Genomic DNA, 26,623 nt, shown 5'->3' with positions numbered 1-26,623 from the left:
GGCCGCTACCCCGCCAGGCCGATACAACACAAGGAATGTATGCATGTGGCGTGAAATTGCCCCCGACCAGCGGTACAACGTACAGGTCGACGGCCACAACCTCGTGGTCTACAGCTTTGGCGAAGGCGATGAGGTGTTGCTGTGCCTCAACGGCGGCCCGGGCCTGCCGTGTGACTACCTGCGCGACGCCCATGGCTGGCTCAAAGAACATAACCTGCGAGTGGTTGCATTCGACCAGCTTGGTACAGGGGCATCAGCCAGACCGACCGATGTTTCGCTGTGGGAAATCCGCCGTTATGTCGAAGAAGTCGAAACCGTGCGCCAGGCACTGGATCTGGGCCGTGTGCATCTGCTCGGGCATTCCTGGGGCGGCTGGCTGGGTATCGAGTACGCCGTCCATTACCCCGACGCCCTGAAAAGCCTGATCCTGGAAAACACCGTCGGTGACATTCCGCACCTGTCCCGGGAGCTTGAACGCCTGCGTGGCGCATTGGGCAGCGAAACCGTGGCGATGATGCAACGCCATGAGGCCATGGGTACCCTTGACCACCCGCAGTACCAGGCGGCGATCACCTTGCTCAACTATCGCCATGTGTGCCGCCTCGATGAGTGGCCCGAGCCGGTCAAGCGTTCCCTCGGCGACTGGAACATGGGCCCCTATGAAACTATGCAGGGGCCCAACGAATTTCTTTACGTCGGCAACCTCAAGGACTGGAACCGCCTCAAGGAAATGGCGGATTTCAGCATGCCGATCCTGATCACCACCGGCCAGCATGACGAACTCACCCCGGCCTGCGCGATGCGCATGAAGATGGCCGCCCGCCACGCCGAACTGCACGTATTTCCCAACAGCAGCCATATGCCGTTCTATGAAGAGCCCCAGGCGTATTTTCCGGTGCTGCTGGACTTTCTCGCTCGTCATCGAGGCTGACGGATGAACCTGGCGCGTTATCGTTTTGTGCTGTCCCGGCCGCTGCAATTGCTGCCGGTGCTGTTCGGCATCAGCCTGATCACCTTTGTGCTGGTGCGTTCGATTCCGGGCGACCCGGCACGGGCGTTGCTCGGCTCGCGCAGCACGCCGGACGCCTTGCTGAAAATCCGCGCCCAGTACGGTCTTGATCAGCCTTTGTGGCTGCAATACTTCTACTTCCTGAAGAACCTGCTCCAGGGCGATCTCGGCAATTCCCTGCTGTACAAGGTCGATGCGCTGAAGCTGATTGTGACTCGCATCGAACCGACCCTGGTGCTGGTGCTCGGCAGCGTCGTGCTGGCGCTGCTGATCGCGGTGCCACTGGCGACGCTGGCGGCGCGCAATAAAGGCGGCTGGGCGGATAACCTGATTCGCGTGTTCACCACCGTTGGGCTGGGCATGCCGGCGTTCTGGCTGGGATTGATGCTGATTTTGCTGTTCAGCGTGCAATGGGGCCTCTTCCCGGTGTCCGGCTACGGGCGGAGCGGGTTGGACAAGGCGCACCATATGGTCTTGCCGTGCCTGACCATCGCCCTGGCACTGTCGGCGGTGCTGGTGCGCAACCTGCGCGCGAGCATGTTGATGGAATTGAAGGCCGATCACGTCACCGCGGCCCGCGCGCGCGGCCTGTCCGAGGCGGCGGTGTTTCGTCGGCATGTGTTGCCTAACTCCCTGGTGCCGGCGGTCAACCTGCTGGCGGTGAATATCGGCTGGCTGATCAGCGGCACGGTGGTGATCGAGAGCCTGTTCGCGATTCCCGGCATCGGCCAATTGCTGGTGCGCGGTATCTTCACCCGCGATTACATGGTGGTGCAGGGCGTGGCCATGGTGCTGGCCTGCGCGACGGTGGCGGTCAACTTCATCGCGGACGTGGTGACCGTAGCCCTCGACCCACGGGTGAAGATGCAATGACCAGCCGTCCAGTGATTGCCCCGTGGCGCTTGCGCCTGCGTTTTGGTTTTCGCAATGGCCGGCTCACGGCGGCGTGGGGGCTATTGATCCTGCTGGGGTGGTTGGGCCTGGCGCTGTTTGCGCCGTGGATCGCGCCCTATGACCCGATTGCGCAAAACACCGATATCAGTCTGCTGGGCCCCAGCCTGGCCCATCCGTTCGGCACCGATAACTACGGCCGCGACATTCTTTCGCGGGTGATCTGGGGCGCGCGCATCGATCTGCAACTGGCGGTGCTCGGGGTGATCTTCCCGTTCATGATCGGGACGTTCGTGGGCGCGGTGTCAGGCTACATCGGCGGGCGTTTCGATAGCGTCTGCATGCGTGTGATCGATGTGGTGCTAGCGTTCCCATTCCTGGTGCTGATGCTGGCGATCATGGCCATCCTCGGTCCGGGGTTGCAGAGCTTCTATATCGCCATGGCGCTGGTGGGGTGGGTGTCGTATGCGCGGTTGATCCGCTCGCAGATCCTGGTGCTCAAGGAAAGCGACTTCGCCCTGGCCGCCAAGAGCCTGGGCTTTGGACATGGGCGCATCCTGTTCCGGCATTTGCTGCCGAACGCGATGTTCGGCTCGATTGTGTTTTCCATGTCCGACGCCGTGCTGGTGCTGCTCAACGGAGCGGCTGTGAGCTACCTGGGCCTGGGCGTACAACCGCCGACGGCCGAGTGGGGCACCATGGTCGCTGAAGGCCAGGCGTTCATTACCACAGCCTGGTGGCTCTGCACGTTTCCCGGCTTGGCCATCGTGACCCTGGCCATGGGCTTCAGCCTGTTGGCGGACGGCGTGGCGCACGTATTGGGGGATCGTTCATGAGCCTGCTGCATGTGCGTGACCTGAGTGTGATCGCCAACAATGCCGGGCGTGAGGTGACCCTGGTCGACCGCGTGTCGTTTGACCTGGCCGAAGGCGAAATCCTTGGCCTGGTGGGCGAGAGCGGTTCGGGCAAGACCATGGCGTGTCGTGGCCTGATGCGGCTGCTGCCGTCGCCCAACCTGCGGGTGCAAGGCGCTGCGGTGCGCCTGGCCGGCCAGGATCTTCTGCAATTGGACGATGCCGGCATGCGTGCGGTGCGCGGCGGGCAACTGGGCATGATTTTCCAGAACCCCAGCAGCCACCTTGACCCGCTGATGCGCATCGGTGAGCAGATCGCCGAGGGCATCCGCCTGCACCAGGGCGCTTCGAAAAAACACGCGCGTTTGCAGGCCATCGATGTGCTGCGCCAGGTGGGCATTCCCGATCCGAAGGCGCGCGTCGACAATTATCCCCACGAGTTTTCCGGCGGCATGCGCCAGCGCGCGATGATCGCGGTGGCGCTGGGCTGCAACCCCAAGGTGCTGATCGCCGACGAGCCGACCACGGCCCTGGACGTGACTGTGCAGGCGCAGATTTTGCGGTTGTTGCTGGACCTGCGCGATCAGCGTGGCCTGTCGATCATCATGATCACCCATGACCTGGGGGTGGTGGCGCAAACCTGCGACTCCATTGCCGTGATGTACGCCGGTCGCCTGTGTGAACATGGCAGCAAGTACGACGTGCTGGCCCATCCGCAACACCCGTACACCGCCGGCCTGATCGACTGCCAGCCGGCCCACAGCAGCGGCCATGCCTTGCTGCGCACCATTGTCGGCCAGCCGCCATTGCTCGACGCGTTGCCCGAAGGCTGTCGGTTCAACCCGCGTTGCCCACAGGTCGGCGCCTTGTGCACCGAGCGCTTGCCCGAAGGCGCGCGTGTGGCGTGCCACTATCCGTTGGGAGGTCGCCCGTGAGCCTGTTGCAGATCAAGGACCTGGAGGTGCGCTTTGCTGCGTCCGGCACTGGCCTGTTGGGCCTGAACAAGCAGTGGGTGAGGGCGGTGAACGGGGTGTCGTTGAACCTGGCCGCCGGCGAAACCCTCGGCCTGGTGGGCGAGTCGGGCAGCGGCAAGAGCACCCTGGGCCGCGCGATTCTGCACCTCAATCCCATCAGTGCCGGGCAGGTGCTGTTCAATGGCATCGACATGGCCCGGGGCAGCGCGATCGACATCAAGCGCCTGCGCTTTGAAACGGCAATGATCTTTCAAGACCCCTACGCCGCGCTGAACCCTCGCCATACGATTGGCGAAACCATCGCCGAAGTCCTGCGCGTGCAGCGCAAAGTGGCCTTGGAACACATTCCCGCCCGCGTCAACGAACTGCTGGAACTGGTGGGCCTGCGCCCCGAGCTGGCCGGCCGCAAGCCCGGCTCACTCAGTGGCGGCCAGTGCCAGCGTGTCGGTATTGCCCGGGCGTTGGCGGTAGAGCCGCGCCTGATCATCGCCGATGAATGCGTGGCGGCGCTGGATGTGTCGATCCAGGGCCAGATCATCAACTTGTTGCTGGAACTGCAACAGCGCATGAACCTGGCGATCCTGTTTATCGCCCATGACCTGGCCATCGTGCGGCGCCTGTGTGACCGCGTGGCCGTGATGTACCTGGGCAAGATCGTCGAGGAAGGGCCGGTGGAAGCGGTGTTTACGGCACCGCGCCACCCCTACACGGCGGCATTGATCCAGGCGATTCCGCAGATCGATCCGCATCGGCCGTTGCCTGCGCAGCTGCTATCGGGCGAGCCTGCGAGCCCACTGAACTTGCCCACAGGCTGCGCCTTTCACCCGCGTTGTCGGTATGCGCGAGCCATGTGTTCCGTGGTGTTGCCGCCGACTCATTTCCTGCACGAGCATCGGTACAGTTGCGTGCTTGAAGAACCTTTGCTTTGACCCTTCCCTGCCATTCATGAACAAGGAGTTATGACATGCAATCGCGCCACTTGAAGTTGCTCGCCGCCGCCACGCTTACCGCGTGGTCGCTGACCGCCGGCCTGGCCCAGGCTGCCGGTGTACTGACCATCGGTTGCCGTGAAGACAGCACCACGTTCGACCCGATCAAAAGTGCACAAAACCGCGACACCTGGGTGTTCGCCAACGTCTACGACACCCTGGTGCGCGTGGACAACCTGGGCACCAAGATGGAACCGGGCCTGGCCGAGAGTTGGGAGGTCTCCAAGGATGGTTTGACCTACACCTTCAAACTGCGTGAGGCGAAGTTCTCCGACGGCTCGCCGATCACTGCCGATGATGCGGCGTTCAGCCTGTTGCGCATTCGCGATAACAAAGCCTCGCTGTGGGCCGATCCGTTCAACCTGATCAATACCGCCAAGGCCGCCGATGCGAAGACTTTGGTCGTGACCCTCAAGACCCCTGCGGTCGCGTTTCTCTCGCAACTGGCTTCGCCAACGGTGTCGATCCTGTCGGAAAAAGCCATGACCAAAATGGGCGAAGACGCCTATTCGGAAAACCCGGTGACCTCCGGCGCGTTTACCGTGGACGAGTGGCGCAAGGGGGATCGGGTGATCCTCAAGAAGAACCCGAACTTCTGGCAAGCCAAGAAGGTCAGCCTCGACGGCGTGGAATGGGTCTCGGTGACCGACGACAACACGCGCATGCGCATGGTGCAGAACAACGAACTCGACACGGCGATCTTCGTGCCGTTCTCGCGGGTTGAGGAACTGAAGAAAGACAAGAACGTGGTGATCCATGCCGACCCATCCACCCGTGAAGATCACCTGCTGATCAACCACGCGCACGGCCTGCTGGCCAAACCGCAAGTGCGCCAGGCGCTGGACATGGCCATCGATAAACAATCGCTGGTCAAGACCGCCACTTACGGTCAGGGCACCGTGGCCTATTCCTACATTCCCAAAGGCTCGCTGTACCACTACGCGAACAACCTGCAGCGTCCATATGACCCCGCCGAAGCCAAGAAACTGCTGGCCGCTGCCGGTGCCGATGGCTTGAAGCTGAACTACGTGGTCAACGCCGGCAACGAAGCCGACGAGCAGATCGCGGTGATCATCAAGGACCAATTGGCCAAGGTTGGCGTCACCGCCAACCTGCAGAAAGTCGACCCGACCCAAAGCTGGCAAATGCTGGTGGACGGCGAGTACGACATTTCGGTGATGTACTGGACCAACGACATTCTCGACCCGGACCAGAAGACCACCTTCGTGCTGGGCCACGACACCAACCAGAACTACATGACCCGCTACAAGAACGATAAGGTCAAGGAGCTGGTGGCGGCGGCGCGCATCGAGGCCGACCCGGTCAAGCGTGAGCAGATGTATGTGGAGCTGCAGAAACTGGCCAAGCAGGACGTGAACTGGATCGATCTGTACTACAGCCCGTACATCAATATCTCACGCAAGAATGTGAGCAATTTCCTGCAGAACCCGCTCGGCCGTTTCACCCTTGAGGACGTGGTGAAAAACTAAGTTCCAGAGAACACTGCAGTACAAATGTGGGAGGGGCGGTGCGACGATTCGACTTGCTCCCACATTTTGTTTCGGTTGTGTCAGGGTTTACTGCGCATCAAACGCCTGCCCATTCACGCCGGCACTGCCCGGCCCCATCAGGTACAGGTACACCGGCATGATTTCTTCCGGTGCCGGTCTTTCCATCGGATTCTCCCCCGGATACGCCTGGGCCCGCATGCTGGTGCGGGTGCCGCCTGGGTTGATGCTGTTGGCGCGTACCGCCGCCACGTCTTCAAGCTCGTCGGCCAGGGTTTGCATCAAGCCTTCAGTGGCGAACTTCGATACACCGTAAGCCCCCCAATATGCCCGGCCCTTGCGCCCGACGCTGCTGGAAGTGAACACCACCGACGCATCCTGTGACAGCTTGAGCAGCGGCAGCAGGGTGCTGGTGAGCATGAACATCGCGTTGACGTTGATGTGCATCACCCGCATGAAGTTCTCGCCGGACAGCTGCTCGATGGGCGTGCGTGGGCCGATGATCGAGGCGTTGTGCAGCAGGCCGTCGAGGTGGCCGAACGCCTTTTCGATCATCGCCGCCAACTCATCGTATTGATGGGGCAGGGCGGTCTCCAGGTTGAACGGAATCACCACTGGTTGCGGGTGGCCGGCTGCTTCGATCTCGTCATACACCTGGGCCAGGTTGGCTTCGGTCTTGCCCAGCAACAGCACGGTGGCGCCATGGGCGGCATAGGTTTTCGCCGCCGCCGCGCCGATCCCGCGACCGGCGCCGGTCACCAGGATGACTCGGCCTTTGAGCAGATCTGGGGGGGCGGAGTAATCAAACATAAATAACCTCGAATTTGAAAACACTGAAGATCCAATGTGGGAGGGGGTTGCTCCCTCCCACATTTGGGGCTTCATCGGTCAGTTGGATCGGTGAGCCATCAGCAACTGCACAACGCGTTATCCAGCACCTTGCGCAATTCCAGCGGGTGATCCACCACCACATCCGCACCCCAGTGGCGCGGGTTGTCGTCCGGGTGGATATAGCCGTAGGTGACCGCCGCCGTGCGGGTGCCGGCATCGCGGCCGGACTCGATATCGCGCAGGTCGTCGCCTACGAACAACACGCTGGCCGGGTCGAGGTCGAGCATTTTGCACGCGAGGATCATCGGCTCCGGGTCCGGCTTGCTGTTTTTAACGTGGTCCGGGCAGATCAGCACCGCCGAACGCTCGGCCAGGCCCAGTTGCTGCATGATCGGTTCGGCGAAGCGCAGTGGCTTGTTGGTGACCACGCCCCAGATCAGGTTGGCTTTCTCGATGTCTTCCAGCAGCTCGGCCATGCCGTCGAACAATCGGCTGTGAACCGCGCAGCCTTTGAGATAGCGCTCCAGGAACTCCAGGCGCAGTTCTTCAAAGCCTGGCGACTCCGGGTCCATCGAGAAGGTCACGGCGACCATCGCCCGTGCGCCACCGGAAATTTCATCGCGGATGTGCTCGGGGTTGATCGGCGCCAGGCCACGGTCGGCGCGCATGGCCTGGCAGATGGCGATAAAGTCCGGCGCGGTGTCCAGCAAGGTACCGTCCATGTCGAAGAGAACCGCTCGCAACTTCACAGGCTTACTCCTCGCGCAGGGTCTGGATCATGTAGTTGACGTCGACGTCGCTGGCCAGCTTGTAGTGCTTGGTCAGCGGGTTGTAGGTCAGGCCGATGATGTCCTTGACGGTCAGGCCGGCCTGGCGGCTCCACGCGCCCAGTTCGGAGGGGCGGATGAATTTCTTGAAGTCATGGGTGCCGCGCGGCAGCAGCTTCATGATGTATCGGCGCATGATCGCGAACAGGTAGGCCTTGGGGTTGCGGTTGATGGTGGAGAAGAACACCTGGCCACCCGGCTTGACCATGCGAAAGCATGCGCGGATCACCGAGGACGGGTCCGGCACGTGCTCCAGCATCTCAAGGCAGGTGACCACGTCGAATTGCTCGGGCATTTCCTCGGCCAGGGCTTCGGCGGTGATCTGGCGGTATTCCACGCTCACGCCGGACTCCAACTGGTGCAGTTGGGCTACGGCCAGCGGTGCTTCGCCCATGTCGATGCCCATTACCGTGGCGCCGCGCTGGGCCATGGCTTCGCTCAGGATGCCGCCGCCGCAACCCACATCCAACACCTTCTTGCCGGCCAGATTGACACGTTCGTCAATCCAGTTGACCCGCAGCGGGTTGATGTCGTGCAGGGGCTTGAACTCGCTTTCACGGTCCCACCAGCGGTGAGCCAGGGCTTCAAATTTGGCGATTTCAGCGTGGTCGACGTTGCTCATGGTGAATCCTCTGAATCTGATAATCGGTTGGTCGGCGTTGAACGTGGGTTCAACATCGGCGTTATTCGCTGTGCCCGCTGATGCGTTGGCCCCAGGCAATGGCCGTGGCGGTCAACTGTTGTTCATCCATGCGGGTCAGTCGCCGGTCGTCGAGCAATTGCTTGCCGGCGACCCAAAGGTGTTTCACGCAATCGCGTCCGGTGGCATAGATAAGCTGTGAGACCGGATCGTAGATCGGTTGTTGCGCCAGCCCCGACAAGTCAAACGCGACGATATCCGCAGCCTTGCCCACTTCCAGTGAGCCGATCTGGCTTTCCAGGCCCATGGCCCGTGCACCGTTGAGCGTGGCCATGCGCAGCGCACGGTGGGCATCCAGGGCGGTGGCCGAACCCGCGACGGCCTTGGCCAGCATCGCGGCGGTGCGGGTTTCGCCCAGCAGGTCCAGGTCATTGTTGCTGGCGGCGCCGTCGGTGCCGATGGCCACGTTGACGCCCGCCTGCCACAAACGCTCTACCGGGCAGAAGCCGCTGGCCAGTTTCAGGTTCGATTCCGGGCAATGGACGACACTGGTGTTGCTTTCTACCAGCAAAGCCAGGTCATCCTCGCTGATTTGGGTCATATGAACGGCCTGGAAGCGCGGACCCAGCAGCCCGAGGCGACCCAGGCGGGCAAGTGGGCGTTCGCCGGTCTTTTCGACGGCTTGCTGTACCTCGAAGGCGGTTTCGTGCACATGCATGTGGATCGCGGCGTCCAGCTCTTCGGCGATCACGCGGATTTTTTCCAGGTTGTCGTCGCACACGGTGTAGGGCGCGTGGGGGCCGAAGGTGATCTTGATGCGCGGATGGTGCTTGAGGTCGCCGAACAGCTCGATGCCCTGGCGAATGGCTTCATCGGCGCTGCTGGCGCCGGGAATCGGGAAGTCGAGGATCGGAATCGCGATCTGCGCGCGCATGCCGCTGTTGTGCACGCAGTCACTGGCGATCTTGGGGTAAAAGTACATGTCGCTGAAGCAGGTGATGCCACCCTTGAGCTGTTCGGCGATGGCCAGGTCGGTGCCATCACGCACGAAGGTTTCATCGACCCATTTGGCTTCGGCGGGCCAGATGTGCTTCTCCAGCCAGGTCATCAGCGGCAGGTCGTCGGCCAGGCCGCGAAACAGGCTCATTGCCGCATGGCCGTGCGCGTTGATCAGGCCAGGGCTGAGCAGCATGCCCGGCAGCTCGCGCACCTCGGTGGCCGCCAGCTTCAAAGCCGCGGCGCGTGGCCCGATGAACGCAATACACCCATCGCGAATGCCCAGGCCATGCTCCTTGAGCACCACGCCGGCGGGTTCCACCGGTACCAGCCAGGTCGGCAGCAACAGCAAGTCGAGCGGGGCGGCAGTGGCGGTCATCGCGGGCTTCTTCCTGGGCAGCTATAAAAGAAGGGCGAAGTATACCCGAGCGTCCTGGCTGGCGGATCGCTATAATCGGCGGCTTTTGTTCATGAGTGCGGAGTAAGGGATGCGCGATCGACTGTTGGCTTTGGAGAACGTGAAGGCCATCGATTGGCGCGACGGCACGCTGCACTTGCTCGATCAGCGTGCCTTGCCGTCCCGTGAAAGCTGGGTAACGTGTGCGACGGTCGAGGCAGTGGCCGCAGCCATTCGTACGATGGTGGTGCGTGGCGCGTCGGCCATCGGCATCAGCGCGGCTTATGGTCTGGTGCTGGCTGCGCGCGTGCGCATCGCCCAGGGCGGTGACTGGCAGGCCGCATGGGAAGAAGACTACGCACTGCTGGCCAATAGCCGTCCGACCGCGTCGCATCTGTTCTGGGCACTTGCGCGCATGCGTGATCGCCTGGACCGCCTCAAGAAGCACGCCGACCCGCTGGTGGCGCTGGAAGCCGAAGCGATGGCGATTCATGAAAGCGACCGCGAAGCCAATCTCGTCATGGCCCAGTTGGGCGTTGAGCGAATTCGCAAGCACCAGGGCAACGCCCAGGCGATTCTTGCCCACGGCAACACCGGCGCGTTGGCCACCGGCGGTGTCGGGACGGCCCTGGGGGTGATTCGCGCCGCGTTCCTGGAGGGCCTGGTCGAGCAGGTGTATGTCAACGAGACCCGCCCCTGGTTGCAGGGTTCGCGGCTGACAGCCTGGGAGTTGGCGGGCGCCGGCATCCCGGTCATGGCGAATGCCGACTCGGCCGGTGCGCATATCCTCAAGACCAAGGGCGTGACCTGGGTAGTCGTGGGCGCTGACTGCATTGCGGCCAATGGTGATGTGATCAGCAAGATCGGGACCTATCAGCTGGCGGTTTGCGCCATGCACCACGGTGTGCGCTTTATGGTGGTGGCGCCGAGTTCGAGCCTGGATCTGATGATGGCCACCGGTGAAGAGGTCGCCCTGGAACAGCGTGATGTGGGCGAGTTGCTTGAGGTGAATGGGCAACGGTTGGACGTGCAGGCGTTCAATCCGGTGTTTGATGTGACACCGGCCGATCTGATTGATGTCATCGTCACTGAAAAAGGTGTGGTAGAGCGGCCGGACGCGGCCAAACTGGCCAAGTTGATGTGCCGTAGGCGTCTGCATTAAGGGCTGCGGTGTCGGTGAAATTGCTATCGAGGGCAAAGCCCTCCCACGCTTGAATTGTGAACACAGTCAAAATGTGGGAGGGGGCTTGCCCCCGATTGGTCCTCAAAGTCAATAAACCTTGTGGATCCGCCCTCAAAAAAAAGCATCACCCCACCTCTGAGCCCCTCTCGTCCCCCTCAAGCCTGTCATCCGTCAAATTACTAGTCTCCATGCGCATCAGGGGGATAGGTGCGTGGCGGCGATTGTGATAACATCCGGCGGTTTCCAGGGCTGCCCCGAGGGGTGGCCTATAACGTGCAGATCCGTGTCATAACTCGTTGATTTGTCGTAAGTCGTTGCCAGGCACTCTGCCGGCAGCGGCGAGCTTCGTTCGTCCCATATGGATGTGACGAGGTTTCACCCGAAAAAGGAATCAGGCTTCTCATGGGCGAACTGGCCAAAGAAATCCTCCCGGTCAATATCGAAGACGAGCTGAAACAGTCCTACCTCGACTACGCGATGAGCGTAATTGTCGGTCGGGCACTGCCTGATGCGCGCGATGGCTTGAAGCCCGTGCACCGGCGTGTGCTGTTCGCGATGAGCGAGCTGGGTAACGATTGGAACAAGCCGTACAAGAAATCTGCCCGTGTTGTTGGTGACGTGATCGGTAAGTATCACCCCCACGGCGACACTGCGGTGTACGACACCATCGTTCGGATGGCCCAGCCGTTTTCCCTGCGCTACCTGCTGGTAGATGGCCAGGGTAACTTCGGATCGGTCGACGGCGACAACGCCGCTGCCATGCGATACACCGAAGTGCGCATGACCAAGTTGGCGCACGAGCTGCTGGCCGACCTGCATAAAGAAACCGTGGACTGGGTGCCGAACTACGACGGCACCGAAATGATCCCGGCTGTCATGCCGACCCGTATTCCCAACCTGCTGGTCAACGGTTCCAGCGGTATCGCCGTGGGCATGGCCACCAACATCCCGCCGCACAACCTCGGTGAAGTCATCGACGGTTGCCTGGCCCTCATCGACAACCCCGAGCTGACCGTCGACGAGCTGATGCAATACATCCCCGGTCCGGACTTCCCGACCGCCGCGATCATCAACGGTCGCGCCGGCATCATCGAAGCCTACCGCACCGGTCGCGGCCGTATTTACATGCGTGCCCGCTCGATCATCGAAGACATCGACAAGGTCGGTGGTCGTCAACAGATCGTCATTACCGAACTCCCATACCAGTTGAACAAGGCGCGTCTGATCGAGAAGATCGCCGAGCTGGTTAAAGAGAAGAAGCTCGAAGGCATCACCGAGCTGCGCGACGAGTCCGACAAAGACGGCATGCGCGTGGTGATCGAACTGCGTCGCGGCGAAGTCCCGGAGGTGATCCTCAACAACCTCTACGCCCAGACCCAGTTGCAAAGCGTATTTGGTATCAACGTCGTTGCACTGATCGATGGCCGTCCGCGCATCCTGAACCTCAAGGATCTGCTGGAAGCCTTCGTGCGTCACCGTCGCGAAGTGGTCACCCGTCGTACCGTGTTCGAACTGCGCAAGGCCCGCGAGCGCGGCCATATCCTGGAAGGCCAGGCGGTTGCGCTGTCGAACATCGACCCGGTGATCGCCCTGATCAAGGCCTCGCCAACCCCGTCGGAAGCCAAGGAAGCGTTGATCAGCACGGCTTGGGAATCGAGCGCCGTGGTGGCCATGGTTGAACGTGCCGGTGCCGACTCGTGCCGTCCGGAGACCCTGGACCCGCAATACGGTCTGCGCGAAGGCAAGTACTTCCTGTCGCCGGAACAGGCCCAGGCCATCCTGGAACTGCGCCTGCACCGCCTGACCGGGCTGGAACACGAGAAGCTGCTGGCTGAGTACCAGGAGATCCTCAACCAGATCGGCGAGTTGATCCGTATCCTCAACAGCGCCGTGCGCCTGATGGAAGTGATCCGCGAAGAACTGGAAGTGATCCGCGCCGAATATGGCGACGTGCGCCGTACCGAAATCCTCGATGCGCGCCTCGACCTGACCCTGGGTGACATGATCCCGGAGGAAGAGCGTGTGGTGACCATCTCCCACGGTGGCTACGCCAAGACCCAGCCATTGGCTGCGTACCAGGCCCAGCGTCGTGGCGGTAAAGGTAAATCGGCTACCGGCGTGAAGGATGAGGACTACATAGCGCACCTGCTGGTCGCCAACAGCCACACCACGCTGCTGCTGTTCTCCAGCAAGGGCAAGGTGTACTGGCTGAAAACCTACGAAATTCCCGAAGCGTCGCGTGCCGCCCGTGGTCGTCCGCTGGTCAACCTGCTGCCGCTGGACAGTGATGAATACATCACCACCATGCTGCCGGTCGAGGAATACACCGAAGGTCACTTCATCTTCATGGCCACCGCCAAAGGCACCGTGAAGAAGACGCCGTTGGAGTCCTTCAGTCGTCAGCGCAGCGTGGGCCTGATCGCCCTGGAGCTGGATGAAGGCGACGTACTGATCTCCGCCGCCATCACCGATGGCGAGCGTGAAGTCATGCTGTTCTCCGACGGCGGCAAGGTCACGCGCTTCAAAGAGTCCGACGTGCGCGCCATGGGCCGTACCGCCCGTGGTGTGCGCGGCATGCGCTTGCCGGAAGGTCAGAAGCTGATTTCGATGCTGATCCCGGAAGAAGGCAGCCAGATCCTCACCGCTTCCGAGCGTGGTTATGGCAAACGCACCGCCATCAGTGAGTTCCCGGAGTACAAACGTGGTGGTCAGGGCGTTATTGCCATGGTCAGCAACGATCGCAACGGCCGTCTGGTCGGCGCGGTCCAGGTGCTCGACGGCGAGGAGATCATGCTGATTTCCGACCAGGGCACGCTGGTACGTACCCGTGTGGCCGAAGTGTCGAGCCTGGGTCGTAACACCCAGGGCGTGACGCTGATCAAGCTGGCCAAGGACGAGAAACTGGTCGGCCTGGAGCGTGTGCAGGAACCATCGGAAGTCGAAGGTGAAGAGCTGGAGGGCGAGGAATTTGACGGCGAGGTGATCGCAGCAGGCGATGACAACGTCGACGAGCCAACCCTCGACGCAGCCGCAGACGAAGAAGAACCGCAGGAATAAGCGGACACACAGGGGGGCGGATGAAGATTCGCCCCCTTGTTGTTTGTCCCTTGTGAAAGTATTGAACACCCGTTTATTGCACCACCCCACCAGATCAGAGTGAGATTGGATGTGAGCAAGAGAGCCTATAACTTCTGTGCCGGTCCCGCGGCGCTTCCTGAAGCAGTCCTGCAGCGCGCGCAGGGTGAACTCCTCGACTGGCATGGAAAAGGCCTCTCCGTGATGGAAATGAGCCATCGCAGCGATGAGTTCGTGTCCATTGCCACCAAGGCCGAGCAGGATCTGCGCGACTTGCTGGACATCCCATCGAACTACAAAGTGCTGTTCCTGCAGGGCGGCGCCAGCCAGCAGTTCGCGCAAATACCGCTGAACCTGCTGCCGGAAGACGGCACCGCCGACTACATCGACACCGGTATCTGGGGTCAGAAAGCCATTGAGGAGGCCTCGCGTTACGGGCATGTCAATGTGGCCGGTACCGCCAAACCCTACGACTACTTCGCCATTCCCGGTCAGAACGAATGGAAGCTGTCGAAGGGCGCGGCCTACGTGCACTACGTTGCGAACGAAACCATCGGCGGCCTGGAATTCGACTGGGTGCCGGAAGTCGGCGACGTGCCGTTGGTATGTGACATGTCTTCGGACATCCTCTCGCGCCCGATCGATGTGTCGCGCTACGGCATGATCTACGCCGGTGCGCAGAAGAACATTGGCCCGAGCGGGATCCTGGTCAACATCATCCGCGAAGACCTGCTGGGCCGCGCCCGCTCGCTGTGCCCGACCATGCTTAACTACAAGGTCGCGGCCGATAACGGCTCGATGTACAACACCCCGCCGGCGTTTGCCTGGTACCTCTCCGGCCTGGTGTTCGAGTGGCTCAAGGAGCAGGGCGGCGTGGCGGCCATGGGCAAGCTCAACGAAGTGAAGAAGCGCACCCTGTACGATTTCATCGACGCCAGCGGCCTGTACAGCAACCCGATCAACCTCACCGACCGCTCGTGGATGAACGTGCCGTTCCGCCTGGCTGATGACCGCCTGGACAAGCCGTTCCTGGCGGGTGCCGACGAACGTGGCCTGCTGAACCTCAAGGGCCACCGCTCGGTGGGTGGCATGCGCGCCTCCATCTATAACGCTGTCGACATCCACGCGATCAACGCGTTGGTTGCCTACATGGCAGAGTTCGAAAAGGAACACGGCTAATGTCAGAACAAGAGCTCAAGGCCCTGCGCGTGCGCATTGACAGCCTGGACGAGAAAGTCCTGGAGCTGATCAGTGAGCGCGCGCGATGCGCCCAGGAAGTGGCACGGGTGAAGATGGCGTCTCTGGCTGAAGGCGAAGTGCCGGTGTTCTACCGTCCCGAGCGTGAAGCCCAGGTACTCAAGCGTGTGATGGAGCGCAACAAGGGGCCGTTGGGCAACGAAGAGATGGCGCGGTTGTTCCGCGAAATCATGTCGTCGTGCCTGGCTCTGGAGCAGCCGCTCAAGGTCGCGTACCTCGGTCCCGAGGGCACGTTCACCCAGGCGGCGGCCATGAAGCACTTCGGTCACGCGGTGATCAGCAAACCGATGGCGGCCATCGACGAAGTGTTCCGTGAAGTCGCGGCCGGTGCAGTGAATTTTGGCGTGGTGCCGGTGGAAAACTCCACCGAAGGCGCGGTCAACCACACGCTGGACAGCTTCCTCGAGCACGACATGGTGATCTGCGGTGAAGTCGAGCTGCGCATCCACCATCACCTGCTGGTGGGCGAAAACACCAAGACCGACAGCATCAGCCGTATCTATTCCCACGCCCAGTCCCTGGCCCAGTGTCGCAAGTGGCTGGACGCCCATTACCCGAATGTCGAGCGCGTGGCGGTGTCCAGCAACGCCGAAGCGGCCAAGCGGGTCAAGGGTGAGTGGAATTCGGCAGCCATTGCCGGGGATATGGCGGCGGGCCTGTACGGGCTGACGCGCCTGGCCGAGAAAATCGAGGATCGCCCGGACAACTCCACGCGTTTTCTGATGATCGGCAGCCAGGAAGTGCCGCCGACCGGCGACGACAAGACCTCAATCATTGTCTCCATGAGCAACAAGCCCGGCGCACTGCATGAGTTGCTGGTGCCGTTCCACGACAACGGTATAGACCTGACACGCATCGAGACGCGGCCTTCGCGCAGTGGTAAATGGACCTACGTGTTCTTTATCGACTTCATCGGCCACCACCGCGACCCACTGGTTAAAGGTGTGCTGGAAAAGATCAGTCAGGAAGCCGTGGCGCTCAAGGTGCTGGGCTCTTACCCGAAAGCGGTTTTGTGAGGCGTTAACATGAGTGGCAACTTCCTCGCCCTGGCGCAGCCGGGCGTGCAACAACTGTCGCCTTACGTCCCGGGCAAGCCTGTGGACGAGCTGGCGCGTGAGCTGAAGCTGGATCCTGCGAAGATCGTCAAGTTGGCGAGCAACGAGAACCCGCTTGGCCCGAGCCCCAAGGTGTTGGCGGCCATCCGTGATGAGCTGGCCGAGCTGACCCGTTACCCGGACGGCAACGGCTTTGCCCTCAAATCGCTGCTGGCGCAAAAGTGTCGTGTCGAGCTGAACCAGGTGACCTTGGGCAACGGCTCCAATGACATCCTTGAACTGGTCGGCCGTGCTTACCTGGCGCCGGGCCTGAATGCGGTGTTCAGCGAGCACGCGTTTGCGGTCTATCCGATCGTCACCCAGGCCGTTGGCGCGCAAGCCCGTGTCATTCCCGCCAAAGACTGGGGCCATGACCTGCCCGCGATGCTGGCGGCCATCGATGCCAACACGCGTGTGGTGTTTATCGCCAACCCGAACAACCCGACCGGTACCTGGTTCGATGCACAGGCGTTGGACGACTTCCTGCAAGGCGTGCCGGAGCATGTGCTGGTGGTGCTGGACGAGGCCTACATCGAATACGCCGAAGGCAGCGACTTGCCGGATGGGCTGGACTTCCTGGCGGCCTACCCGAACCTGCTGGTATCGCGCACTTTCTCCAAAGCCTATGGCCTGGCGTCGCTGCGCGTCGGTTATGGCCTGTCCACCGCGGTGGTCGCCGACGTGCTGAATCGCGTGCGTCAACCGTTCAACGTCAACAGCCTGGCCCTGGCGGCGGCGTGTGCGGCGCTCAAAGATGCCGAGTATCTGCAAGAAGGTCGACGCATCAATGAAAGCGGCATGCTGCAGTTGCAAGCCGGTTTCCGTGATTTGGGCCTGGGCTGGATCCCGTCCAAGGGCAACTTCATCTGCGTCGATCTCGGCCAGGTGGCTGCCCCGGTATTCCAGGGCTTGCTGCGTGAAGGCGTGATCGTGCGTCCGGTGGCCAACTACGGCATGCCGAACCACCTGCGTATCACCATCGGCCTGCCAGCTGAAAACAGCCGTTTCCTGGAGGCGCTGGCCAAGGTCCTGGCTCGTGGGTGATGTCACTGCATTGCAACCTGCCGTGCCTATGATCGGTCGCCTGGTGGTGGTCGGCCTGGGGTTGATCGGCGGCTCCTTCGCCAAAGGTCTGCGCGAAAGCGGGTTGTGCGGCGAAGTGGTCGGTGTGGACCTGGACCCGCAATCGCGCAAGCTGGCCGTTGAGCTGGGGGTAGTGGATCGCTGTGAAGCGGACCTGGCATTCGCGTGCCAGGGCGCCGACGTGATCCAGCTTGCCGTGCCGATCCTAGCCATGGAAAAGCTGCTGGCGATGTTGGCCGGAATGGATTTGGGCAACGCGATTCTCACGGACGTTGGCAGTGCCAAGGGCAATGTGGTGCGCGCGGCGCAGTTGGCCTTTGGTGGTATGCCGGCGCGTTTCGTACCGGGTCATCCGATTGCCGGCTCCGAGCAGAGCGGAGTGGAGGCGTCCAATGCGCAGCTGTTCCGTCGGCATAAAGTGATCCTCACGCCGCTGGCGCAAACCGATCCGGCGGCGTTGGCGGTGGTGGACCGTCTGTGGCGCGAGCTGGGTGCGGATGTCGAGCATATGCAGGTCGAGCGTCACGACGAAGTGCTGGCGGCCACCAGTCATCTGCCACATTTACTGGCGTTCGGTCTGGTGGATTCGCTGGCCAAGCGCAACGAGAACCTTGAGATTTTCCGTTACGCCGCGGGTGGCTTTCGCGACTTCACGCGTATCGCCGGCAGCGACCCGGTGATGTGGCACGACATCTTCCTCGCCAATCGCGAAGCGGTGTTACGCACCCTGGACACCTTCCGCAGTGACCTCGATGCCTTGCGCGACGCGGTCGATGCCGGGGATGGTCACCAATTGTTGGGCGTGTTCACCCGTGCGCGGGTGGCGCGCGAGCACTTCAGCAAGATCCTGGCGCGCCGGGCCTATATGGAAACCGCTGTGGACACCGATGACCTGATCTTCGTCGCCAACCCGGGCGGTGTCTTGAGCGGGTGTATCCGGGTACCGGGTGACAAGTCGATCTCCCATCGGTCCATCATGCTGGGGTCGTTGGCTGAAGGGGTGACTGAAGTCGAAGGTTTCCTTGAGGGTGAGGATGCCCTGGCCACCTTGCAGGCGTTTCGCGACATGGGGGTGGTTATTGAAGGCCCGCACCATGGGCGCGTGACCATTCATGGCGTGGGGTTGCATGGTTTGAAAGCAGCTCCGGGGCCGATTTACCTGGGTAACTCCGGCACGTCCATGCGCCTGCTGTCCGGGTTGCTGGCGGCGCAGAATTTCGACAGTGTGTTGACGGGCGATGCGTCGCTGTCCAAGCGCCCGATGAATCGCGTGGCCAAGCCTTTGCGGGAAATGGGGGCGGTGATCGAGACCGGTCCGGAAGGGCGCCCGCCGCTGACCATTCGCGGTGGCCGGTCGCTCACAGGCATGACCTACGCGTTGCCCATGGCGAGTGCCCAGGTCAAGTCCTGTCTGTTGCTGGCCGGGTTGTATGCCAAAGGCACTACAGCGGTGACGGAGCCCGCGCCGACCCGCGACCATACCGAGCGCATGTTGCGCGGCTTTGGTTGTCCGGTGGCGATTAATGGGGCTACCGCGTCAGTGGAGTCGGGCCATGTGCTGACGGCCACCCACATTGAAGTGCCGGGGGATATTTCCTCGTCGGCGTTCTTCCTGGTGGCCGCTTCGATTGCCGAGGGCTCCGAGTTGTTGCTCGAGCATGTGGGGATCAATCCGACCCGAACCGGTGTGATCGATATCCTGCGCTTGATGGGCGCCGATATCACCCTGGAAAACCAGCGCGAAGTGGGTGGCGAGCCGGTTGCCGACCTGCGTGTGCGTGCGGCCGGGCTGAAGGGTATCGAGATTCCTGAAGCGCTGGTGCCGTTGGCGATCGATGAGTTTCCGGTGTTGTTTGTGGCGGCGGCCTGTGCCCAAGGGCGCACCGTTTTGCGTGGCGCTGAAGAGTTGCGCGTGAAGGAGTCCGACCGAATCCAGGTGATGGCCGACGGTCTGCTGGCACTGGGGGTGAAGTGTGAACCGACCCCCGATGGGATTATCATTGACGGTGGCCCGATAGGCGGCGGCGATGTGCATGCCCATGGTGATCACCGCATTGCCATGGCATTCAGCGTCGCTTCCTTGCGGGCAACGGCGCCGATTCGTATCCATGACTGCGCCAATGTTGCTACGTCTTTTCCGAACTTTCTTACACTGTGTGCCCATGTCGGCATCCGTGTTGCCCAAGAGGCTCAATTGTGAATATCAAAGCACCGGTGATTACCATCGACGGGCCAAGCGGCTCGGGCAAAGGCACGATCGCCGGCATCCTGGCCAAGCGCCTGGGCTGGTGCCTGCTGGATTCCGGCGCGCTGTACCGCCTGCTGGCATTTGCCGCACGCAACCATGGCGTCGACCTGACCAACGAAGAATCCCTGAAGCTGCTGGCGGCGCACCTCGATGTGCAGTTCGTCGGGGCGACGGAAGGCCATCCGCAGCGCATCATCCTGGAAGGCGATGATGTGACGGATGACCTGCGCAACGAACAGGTCGGCTCCTGGGCATCCCAGGTTGCCGCGCTGCCGGCCGTGCGTGATGCCTTGCTGCAGCGCCAGCGAGCTTTCCAGGAGCGCCGGGCCTGGTGGCCGATGGTCGCGACATGGGCACGGTGGTGTTTCCCGAGGCGCCGCTGAAGATTTTCCTCACCGCCAGCGCCGAGGAGCGGGCCCGCCGCCGTTACTTGCAGTTGAAGGGCAAAGTCGATGGTGTTAGTCTGTCGAGTCTGCTAGATGAGATCCGTGCACGCGATGAGCGTGATACCCAGCGCGCAGTAGCCCCGCTCAAGCCGGCGGCTGATGCCATACAGCTGGATTCCACGGAGTTGTCCATCGAACAGGTGCTGGAACGCATCTTGAGTGAAATCGCCATTCGCGATATCGCCGGGTGATCAAGAAGGCCGCAGGGGACCAGTCATAGTCCTGCGGTGGCTTCTTTTAACTGAAACTGACCCACACCGTCTGGGGTGTGGAGATGGGCGTATTCTTCGCCCTTATCAACAGGAATTAAAATGAGCGAAAGCTTTGCGGAACTCTTTGAAGAAAGCCTAAAAACCCTGAACCTTCAGGCAGGCTCCATCATCACCGGTGTTATCGTTGATATCGATTACCAAGCTCGCTGGGTAACCGTTCACGCTGGTCTGAAGTCTGAAGCTCTGATCCCGCTGGAACAGTTCTACAACGATGCTGGCGATCTGACAATCAATGTCGGTGACGAAGTTCACGTTGCTCTGGACTCGGTTGAAGACGGTTTCGGTGAAACCAAGCTGTCCCGTGAAAAAGCCAAGCGCGCTGAATGCTGGATTGTTCTCGAAGCAGCCTTCGCAGCTGAAGAAGTGGTCAAGGGCGTTATCAACGGTAAGGTTAAAGGCGGCTTCACTGTCGACGTTAACGGCATCCGTGCGTTCCTGCCAGGTTCTTTGGTCGATGTTCGTCCAGTGCGCGACACCACGCACCTGGAAGGCAAGGAACTCGAATTCAAGGTCATCAAACTCGACCAGAAGCGCAACAACGTTGTCGTTTCCCGTCGCAGCGTCCTGGAAGCAGAGAACTCCGCCGAGCGTGAAGCTCTGCTGGAATCCCTGCAGGAAGGCCAACAAGTCAAAGGTATCGTCAAAAACCTCACCGATTACGGCGCATTCGTCGATCTGGGTGGCGTCGATGGCCTGCTGCACATTACCGACATGGCTTGGAAGCGTATCAAGCATCCTTCCGAAATCGTCAATGTTGGCGACGAGATCGATGTCAAGGTTCTGAAATACGATCGCGAGCGCAACCGTGTTTCCCTGGGCCTGAAGCAACTGGGTGAAGATCCATGGGTTGCTATCAAAGCTCGTTACCCAGAAAGCACTCGCGTTACCGCGCGTGTAACCAACCTGACCGACTACGGCTGCTTCGCTGAGCTGGAAGAAGGCGTGGAAGGCCTGGTACACGTTTCCGAAATGGACTGGACCAACAAGAACATCCACCCTTCGAAAGTCGTACAAGTCGGCGACGAAGTGGAAGTTATGGTTCTGGACATCGACGAAGAGCGTCGTCGTATCTCCCTGGGCATCAAACAGTGCAAATCTAACCCATGGGAAGATTTCTCTGGCCAGTTCAACAAGGGCGATAAAATCTCCGGCACCATCAAGTCGATCACCGATTTCGGTATCTTCATTGGTCTGGACGGCGGCATCGACGGTCTGGTTCATCTGTCCGACATCTCCTGGAACGAAGTGGGCGAAGAAGCTGTTCGTCGCTTCAAGAAGGGCGACGAGCTGGACACCGTTATCCTGTCGGTTGACCCAGAGCGTGAGCGCATCTCCCTGGGCATCAAGCAACTGGAAAGCGATCCGTTCTCCGAGTACGTTCAAGAGAACGACAAAGGCGCCATCGTTAAAGGTACTGTGAAAGAAGTTGACGCCAAAGGCGCCATCATCGTTCTGGCCGACGATATCGAAGCGACTCTGAAAGCCTCCGAAATCAGCCGTGACCGCGTTGAAGACGCACGTAACGTTCTGAAAGAAGGCCAGGAAGTAGAAGCCAAGATCATCAGCGTTGACCGCAAGAGCCGCGTGATCCAACTCTCCATCAAGTCCAAGGACGAAGTGGAAGAGAAAGAAGCTATCCAGAGCCTGAAAGAAGCTGCTCCGGAAGCTGCTGCTGACACCACCATGGCGGCACTGCTGCGCCAGGCAATGGCTAAGCAGAACTAAGTTCTGTAAAGCTGTAAAAAAGGGCGACTTCGGTCGTCCTTTTTTTTTGGGTGAAATTTGCTGAATCAAGAAGTTAGAACCAAGGTGTACAGCGCGATGTCGGAACTGGTTATAGTTTTAAGAAAGACTCTTTCCATGTTGCGGCTTCAGTAAGGATTTGAATGAACAGGCTGATGGTAGTACTCGTATTGGCATTGATTGCAGGCTGCTCCGCCACCAGCGCCAAGACCCACGCCAAGCGTGGCGTCAGTGGTATCCAGATCGATTGCTCGGGCCTGGGCAATACCTGGGAGAAGTGTGAGAAGCGCGCCGCTCGTGAATGCAAGATGCAGGGCTATAAGGTCATCACCCGCTCCAGTGATGCCAAGGACGAGGAGGGCGACTATCTGTTCGGCTGGAACCCCGCCGGAGCGGTCACCCGTACCATGCTGGTGATCTGCAACTGAGGCAGTCGCACATTCAATGTGGGCGTTTATTCAACTATCAGATAAGTTGATATATGGGCTGTTCAAATTCACCGAGTCATGCTAAAACCTTCGAAGCGCTTTTCCTAGCTGCTTGAAAAAGAAGGGAAAAATATGACGAAGTCGGAGTTGATCGAACGAATTGTCACCCATCAAGGGCTACTCTCATCCAAGGATGTTGAGCTGGCTATCAAGACCATGCTTGAACAGATGTCGCAGTGTTTGGCTACTGGCGATCGGATTGAGATCCGTGGGTTTGGTAGTTTCTCCCTGCACTACCGCGCTCCGCGTGTCGGCCGTAACCCGAAGACCGGTCAATCGGTCAGCCTCGACGGGAAGTTCGTTCCGCATTTCAAACCGGGTAAAGAACTGCGGGACCGGGTCAATGAGGATGAAGACGAGGTTTGATACTCGTGAAGGGAGTGAGTCATGGGTAGCTTGAAGCGCGTTAGTGCACTCTTGCTAGTGTTGGTGCTCCTGCTGGGCATCTTGGCATTTGTGCTTGAAAATCAGCAGTCGGTTTCCCTGCAGTTCCTTGGCTGGGCAGCACCGCAGTTGCCGGTCTCCGTGTTCGTCGTGCTCGCATTGCTGATCGGGATGATCATAGGTCCACTGGTGGCCTGGATAGCCAGGGCTCGCCGCAAGAGACTGGTTTGATCTCGGCCGGAAAGGAGGCGAAAGCCGCCCCCTTTGATGCGGTCAGCTTGGTTCTTTTTCTCCTGCCTTGAACTTTACGGCCAGTGCTATCAGCGGTAGATAGGCCAGCAGCAGGCCCAGCAAGCCGTCGATCGTGCTGGTGCCTACCAGAAGCGCAGCAGGCAACAGCCAGCCAACATTGATTGCCATGACCGCCAGGGTAACCGGCGGGTGTTTGCCGAACTGGCGGGAAGCGAACTGGTAGGCATGGCTGCGATGGGCCTCGTACACTTTGTCGCCTCTCAGCAGTCGGCGCAGCAAGGTCCATGTGGCGTCAGTGATAAACACGCCGAGCAGGATCAGCCAGCTCCACAAAAGCTGCGGTGCAACCCAGGCCGCCTGCAGCGATAACACCCCCAGCGTGACGCCCAGGAATCCGCTCCCCGCATCGCCCATGAAAATGCGTGCTTTAGGGAAGTTCCAATACAGGAAACCAGCTACCGCGAACGCCAACAACAAAGGCGTCAGCGCGATCAGTTCATGCCCTGTAAGCCAGTAGATCAAGGCACTGCCAAGGCACACGCAAATAGCCTCGACGCTGGCTATTCCGTCAATGCCATCCATGAAGTTATACAGATTCAGCAGCCATACCAGGTAGACCGCTGCCAGCACATGGCCGATCCAGCCCAGGTCGACGGCGAATCCCATCACTGTCAGCGGTGGCAGCCCTCCCATCCAGAAGAGTGCCCATGCCGCCGCTATAAAATGCCCAAGCAGGCGCCAGCGTGCGCTGATGTGGCCATGGTCATCCAGAAATCCCAACACCGCGATGCCAGTCCCAGCGCCGAATAATGCCCATGTGAGCGGCCAGGCAATCAGGCCCAGGCTGGCAGTCAGCAGCAACGCTAACAGAAAGCTGACGACGATTGAGACGCCACCGCCTCTGGGCGTGGGTACGACGTGCGAACTGCGCGCATTCGGGATGTCGATCAGGCTTCGAGCCAGTGCGTAATGGCGTAAAGCCCCGGTCAAAAGGAGAGCGACAATCGCCACCGTCGGTAACAGCCACCACATATTCATTTAGTTTGCGTTTCCAAGAAATGTTTACCTGTCTTATGCAATGCCTGATCAATGCTGCTCGGTGGCGTCCAGCCCAACAGTTCGCGGGTTTTGCCTATGTCGACCTGCAGGGACCCACATAGCCGTTGAGCCAGCGCCCGGCGCCCCAGCGCAGTGGCGCCGGCTTGCAGCAACCAACTCGGTACAGGCAACAACCGTGCGGGCCTGCCCAGCGCCATCGCCATTCGGCGCAAGAGCGCCGTGGTCGAAAGGTCTTCTCCATCACTGACCAGGAAGGTTTGATTGGCCGCTGCGGGATGCTCGGTGCACGTCATAATCAAATCAACCAGGTTCTCCAAGGCAACCAGGCTGCGTCGATTATCCACGGCCCCCAAGGGCAGGGGCAGACCTTTGTGCAGCCAGCGCATCATGCTCAGAAAGTTCGCTTGAACGCCGGGCCCGTAAACCAGTACGGGGCGGATGATCACCACTTCCATGCCGGTTTCGCACGCCAACGCTCGCAGGCCATGCTCGGCCTCCTTTTTGGAGACGCCGTAGGGATCGGTAGGTGCTGTCGGACTCTCTGCTGTGTACGGCGTGCCGGCCACCGTGCTTTCGCCATTGACCTTGATCGAACTGATAAAGATAAAGCGCTTAACCCCGGCCGTGGCGGCTTGACGGGCCAGATTGAGGGTGCCTTCGACATTGACCCGCCGATATTCGGCAAGTGGATCGGTGGATGCGTCACTCATGACATGGACCCGGGCAGCCAGATGAATCACCGCATCCTGGTCCTTGAGCAACGCTTGCCAATCCTGTTCGGCGGATAGCCCGCTGACAAGGCTCTGCTTGATGCGCGGATCGAGTTCGGCCTTGAGTCCGCGTACAGCGGCGGTAATCGAGTGATGCCGTTCAAGCAGTGGTGCGATTAACCCGCTACCGATAAAGCCGCTCGCTCCCGTCATAAGGATTTGCATAATCAAGGCGTTCCTATGAGTGAAAGAGTGTCTTTCGACATTTCGCGCATGATACGGTCACGCCCAAAGCGCTCGACGAAGGCGTGGCGCGGGCACGTCATGACATTCAGTGTCTCGAAAGCCTGCATGCCGGCAGCGGCATCGCAGGGTGCAAACACGGCGGCGTTCTCAATATGTTCAGATACAAAACTGGCGGCGTAACCCGAAATGCCCGCCCAGATCGGCTTGCCCAGTGCGGCATATTCAAACACCTTTGATGGCAAGACTTTGCGGAATGCATCGTGGTCATTCAAATGCAGAAAAAGCACATCCGCCGACTGATAAGCCTCGATCAATTGCTCGCGCTTGACCGGCTTTTGCAGCTCAACATTGGTACAGCCCTGAGTGGCAAGGGCCTCCTTTAATAGCTCGATTCGACCGCCATCGCCGATCACCCTGAACCGCAGCTTTCCTTCAAGCTGTTTGGCGAGCTGGGGAATGATGTTATGCAGCCCCTGGCCTTCGCCAATATTCCCTGCGTAGACCACGCTCAGGATCGGGTTTGAAGGCTTTTCTTCAGCAACCGGTTGCGCATTGAGGAACTCGTCATCAATGCCATTGGTATAGGTCGAGTAGCGTTGATCGGGGTAGCGTGATTTGAAGTAAGGCAGAAAGCCTTCAGAGACCAGATTGACCTTTTGTGCCGAGTGAATGGTGAAACGTTCGATCAGCGACAATGTCGGTTTAAGCAGCCAGACCTTGTTTTTTGACAGTACGTCCTTGATCGTATCGACAAAGATATCGCGTATATCCAGGTAGAGCGGCGTCCGCTTGGTGCGTGCCATCAACGCCCCCAGCGCAGCGGTCATCAGGCGCGAAGACGTCGCGTAGATAAGGTCGTAGCGTTGGTTTCGCACAATCTTGCGCGCAGCGTTGGCATATACCAGAAAGGCTCTGGCTTGATCGACCATCCCACTTTTGTGAGGGGGCAGGGCAATTCGGTGGATGGTCAGCCTGGGATGTTCCTCCAGTTCCGCAGCCTGGGTGTTGAAGGAGCTGTAGCGATTGGGCAGTGTGGTAATCAATTCGATATGGGCATTTATGGGAAGTTGCTCCAGAAGCGCGCCCACCAATGCCGTCGTGCGAAATGAGCCGGCTGATAAATCAGGCTGATAATAAAAGCTTAGGATTAAAAGTTTCATCTACACC

At 60.3% G+C, this 26,623-nt stretch carries 23 protein-coding genes and 1 pseudogene; 17 read left to right on the top strand and 7 right to left on the bottom strand.

Annotated elements, in window-relative coordinates; translation table 11 throughout:
• The first annotated feature begins 43 nt into the window (after nt 1–43).
• Genes JWR98_RS20285 through JWR98_RS20260 form a run of 6 tightly spaced genes read left to right on the top strand, consistent with a single transcriptional unit; the run spans nt 44 to nt 6,207 of the window.
• On the top strand, nt 44–931 hold the full coding sequence (locus JWR98_RS20285; protein ID WP_205491043.1) for a proline iminopeptidase-family hydrolase: 888 nt from the start codon (nt 44–46) through the stop codon (nt 929–931).
• Between the two features lie 3 nt (nt 932–934).
• A complete protein-coding gene (locus tag JWR98_RS20280) occupies nt 935–1,882 on the top strand; it encodes an ABC transporter permease (RefSeq protein ID WP_078732173.1) in 948 nt (315 codons plus the stop codon).
• Nucleotides 1,879–2,736, top strand: coding sequence for an ABC transporter permease (locus tag JWR98_RS20275; RefSeq protein ID WP_003172639.1), 858 nt, complete (start codon nt 1,879–1,881; stop codon nt 2,734–2,736). The genes JWR98_RS20280 and JWR98_RS20275 overlap by 4 nt, the downstream gene beginning before the upstream one ends.
• Complete coding sequence (locus JWR98_RS20270; protein ID WP_078732174.1) at nt 2,733–3,689, top strand: ABC transporter ATP-binding protein; 957 nt, start codon at nt 2,733–2,735, stop codon at nt 3,687–3,689. Before JWR98_RS20275 ends, JWR98_RS20270 begins: the two co-directional genes overlap by 4 nt.
• A complete protein-coding gene (locus tag JWR98_RS20265) occupies nt 3,686–4,657 on the top strand; it encodes an ABC transporter ATP-binding protein (RefSeq protein WP_078732175.1) in 972 nt (323 codons plus the stop codon). The genes JWR98_RS20270 and JWR98_RS20265 overlap by 4 nt, the downstream gene beginning before the upstream one ends.
• 35 nt (nt 4,658–4,692) lie before the next feature.
• Nucleotides 4,693–6,207 carry an ABC transporter substrate-binding protein gene (locus tag JWR98_RS20260; RefSeq protein ID WP_078732176.1) on the top strand — a complete coding sequence of 505 codons (1,515 nt, stop codon included), beginning with the start codon at nt 4,693–4,695 and terminating at the stop codon, nt 6,205–6,207.
• 87 nt (nt 6,208–6,294) lie between these two features.
• Here JWR98_RS20260 and JWR98_RS20255 read toward each other — a convergent pair whose 3' ends face one another.
• The 4 genes from JWR98_RS20255 to JWR98_RS20240 form a co-directional block, all read right to left on the bottom strand.
• On the bottom strand, nt 6,295–7,035 hold the full coding sequence (locus JWR98_RS20255) for a YciK family oxidoreductase (protein WP_078732177.1): 741 nt from the start codon (nt 7,033–7,035) through the stop codon (nt 6,295–6,297).
• 98 nt (nt 7,036–7,133) lie between these two features.
• A complete protein-coding gene (gene mupP, locus JWR98_RS20250) occupies nt 7,134–7,805 on the bottom strand; it encodes an N-acetylmuramic acid 6-phosphate phosphatase MupP (RefSeq protein ID WP_078732178.1) in 672 nt (223 codons plus the stop codon).
• A 4-nt stretch (nt 7,806–7,809) separates the two neighbouring features.
• Nucleotides 7,810–8,505, bottom strand: a complete 696-nt coding sequence (gene ubiG / locus JWR98_RS20245; RefSeq protein ID WP_205491042.1) for a bifunctional 2-polyprenyl-6-hydroxyphenol methylase/3-demethylubiquinol 3-O-methyltransferase UbiG — start codon at nt 8,503–8,505, stop codon at nt 7,810–7,812.
• A 61-nt stretch (nt 8,506–8,566) separates the two neighbouring features.
• Complete coding sequence (locus JWR98_RS20240; RefSeq protein ID WP_205491041.1) at nt 8,567–9,898, bottom strand: TRZ/ATZ family hydrolase; 1,332 nt, start codon at nt 9,896–9,898, stop codon at nt 8,567–8,569.
• Nucleotides 9,899–10,007: 109 nt separating this feature from the next.
• Between JWR98_RS20240 and mtnA the strand changes: the two genes are divergently transcribed.
• The 11 genes and pseudogenes from mtnA (at nt 10,008) to JWR98_RS20185 (ending at nt 23,420) form a co-directional block, all read left to right on the top strand.
• Complete coding sequence (gene mtnA / locus JWR98_RS20235) at nt 10,008–11,078, top strand: S-methyl-5-thioribose-1-phosphate isomerase (protein WP_205491040.1); 1,071 nt, start codon at nt 10,008–10,010, stop codon at nt 11,076–11,078.
• A gap of 423 nt (nt 11,079–11,501) precedes the next feature.
• Complete coding sequence (gyrA, locus tag JWR98_RS20230; protein ID WP_078732181.1) at nt 11,502–14,156, top strand: DNA gyrase subunit A; 2,655 nt, start codon at nt 11,502–11,504, stop codon at nt 14,154–14,156.
• Nucleotides 14,157–14,267: 111 nt separating this feature from the next.
• Nucleotides 14,268–15,353: a 3-phosphoserine/phosphohydroxythreonine transaminase gene (gene serC / locus JWR98_RS20225; protein ID WP_078732182.1), complete on the top strand. Its 1,086-nt coding sequence runs from the start codon at nt 14,268–14,270 to the stop codon at nt 15,351–15,353.
• Entirely contained in the window at nt 15,353–16,447 is a 1,095-nt protein-coding gene (gene pheA / locus JWR98_RS20220; RefSeq protein WP_003172650.1) for a prephenate dehydratase, read from the top strand. Before serC ends, pheA begins: the two co-directional genes overlap by 1 nt.
• A 9-nt stretch (nt 16,448–16,456) precedes the next feature.
• Complete coding sequence (gene hisC, locus JWR98_RS20215) at nt 16,457–17,569, top strand: histidinol-phosphate transaminase (RefSeq protein ID WP_078732184.1); 1,113 nt, start codon at nt 16,457–16,459, stop codon at nt 17,567–17,569.
• A gap of 28 nt (nt 17,570–17,597) precedes the next feature.
• Nucleotides 17,598–19,808, top strand: a complete 2,211-nt coding sequence (locus JWR98_RS20210) for a bifunctional prephenate dehydrogenase/3-phosphoshikimate 1-carboxyvinyltransferase (protein WP_078732307.1) — start codon at nt 17,598–17,600, stop codon at nt 19,806–19,808.
• Nucleotides 19,805–20,493, top strand: a pseudogene (cmk, locus tag JWR98_RS20205) ((d)CMP kinase). Before JWR98_RS20210 ends, cmk begins: the two are co-directional and overlap by 4 nt.
• Nucleotides 20,494–20,613: 120 nt before the next feature.
• Complete coding sequence (rpsA, locus tag JWR98_RS20200) at nt 20,614–22,299, top strand: 30S ribosomal protein S1 (protein WP_003189774.1); 1,686 nt, start codon at nt 20,614–20,616, stop codon at nt 22,297–22,299.
• 161 nt (nt 22,300–22,460) lie between these two features.
• Nucleotides 22,461–22,745, top strand: a complete 285-nt coding sequence (locus tag JWR98_RS20195; protein WP_003172656.1) for a hypothetical protein — start codon at nt 22,461–22,463, stop codon at nt 22,743–22,745.
• A gap of 132 nt (nt 22,746–22,877) precedes the next feature.
• On the top strand, nt 22,878–23,171 hold the full coding sequence (ihfB, locus tag JWR98_RS20190) for an integration host factor subunit beta (RefSeq protein WP_003172657.1): 294 nt from the start codon (nt 22,878–22,880) through the stop codon (nt 23,169–23,171).
• A gap of 21 nt (nt 23,172–23,192) precedes the next feature.
• On the top strand, nt 23,193–23,420 hold the full coding sequence (locus tag JWR98_RS20185; protein ID WP_078732186.1) for a LapA family protein: 228 nt from the start codon (nt 23,193–23,195) through the stop codon (nt 23,418–23,420).
• A 42-nt stretch (nt 23,421–23,462) separates the two neighbouring features.
• On the opposite strand, the gene JWR98_RS20180 is transcribed toward JWR98_RS20185, so the two are convergent.
• The 3 genes from JWR98_RS20180 to JWR98_RS20170 are packed head-to-tail and all read right to left on the bottom strand — an operon-like array spanning nt 23,463 to nt 26,616.
• A complete protein-coding gene (locus JWR98_RS20180) occupies nt 23,463–24,479 on the bottom strand; it encodes an MraY family glycosyltransferase (RefSeq protein ID WP_179119899.1) in 1,017 nt (338 codons plus the stop codon).
• Nucleotides 24,476–25,435, bottom strand: a complete 960-nt coding sequence (locus JWR98_RS20175) for a UDP-glucose 4-epimerase family protein (protein ID WP_078732187.1) — start codon at nt 25,433–25,435, stop codon at nt 24,476–24,478. Before JWR98_RS20175 ends, JWR98_RS20180 begins: the two co-directional genes overlap by 4 nt.
• A gap of 2 nt (nt 25,436–25,437) precedes the next feature.
• The gene (locus JWR98_RS20170; RefSeq protein WP_205491039.1) at nt 25,438–26,616 is read right to left on the bottom strand and encodes a glycosyltransferase family 4 protein; all 1,179 of its coding nucleotides are present in this window, start codon (nt 26,614–26,616) and stop codon (nt 25,438–25,440) included.
• Between the last annotated feature and the right edge of the window lie 7 nt (nt 26,617–26,623).

The organism is Pseudomonas lactucae, from assembly GCF_016937615.1.
Classification (GTDB): Bacteria; Pseudomonadota; Gammaproteobacteria; order Pseudomonadales; family Pseudomonadaceae; genus Aquipseudomonas; species Aquipseudomonas lactucae.
The sequence above is the reverse complement of the archived record's forward strand: the minus strand, read 5'-3'. Positions and strand labels throughout refer to the sequence as shown.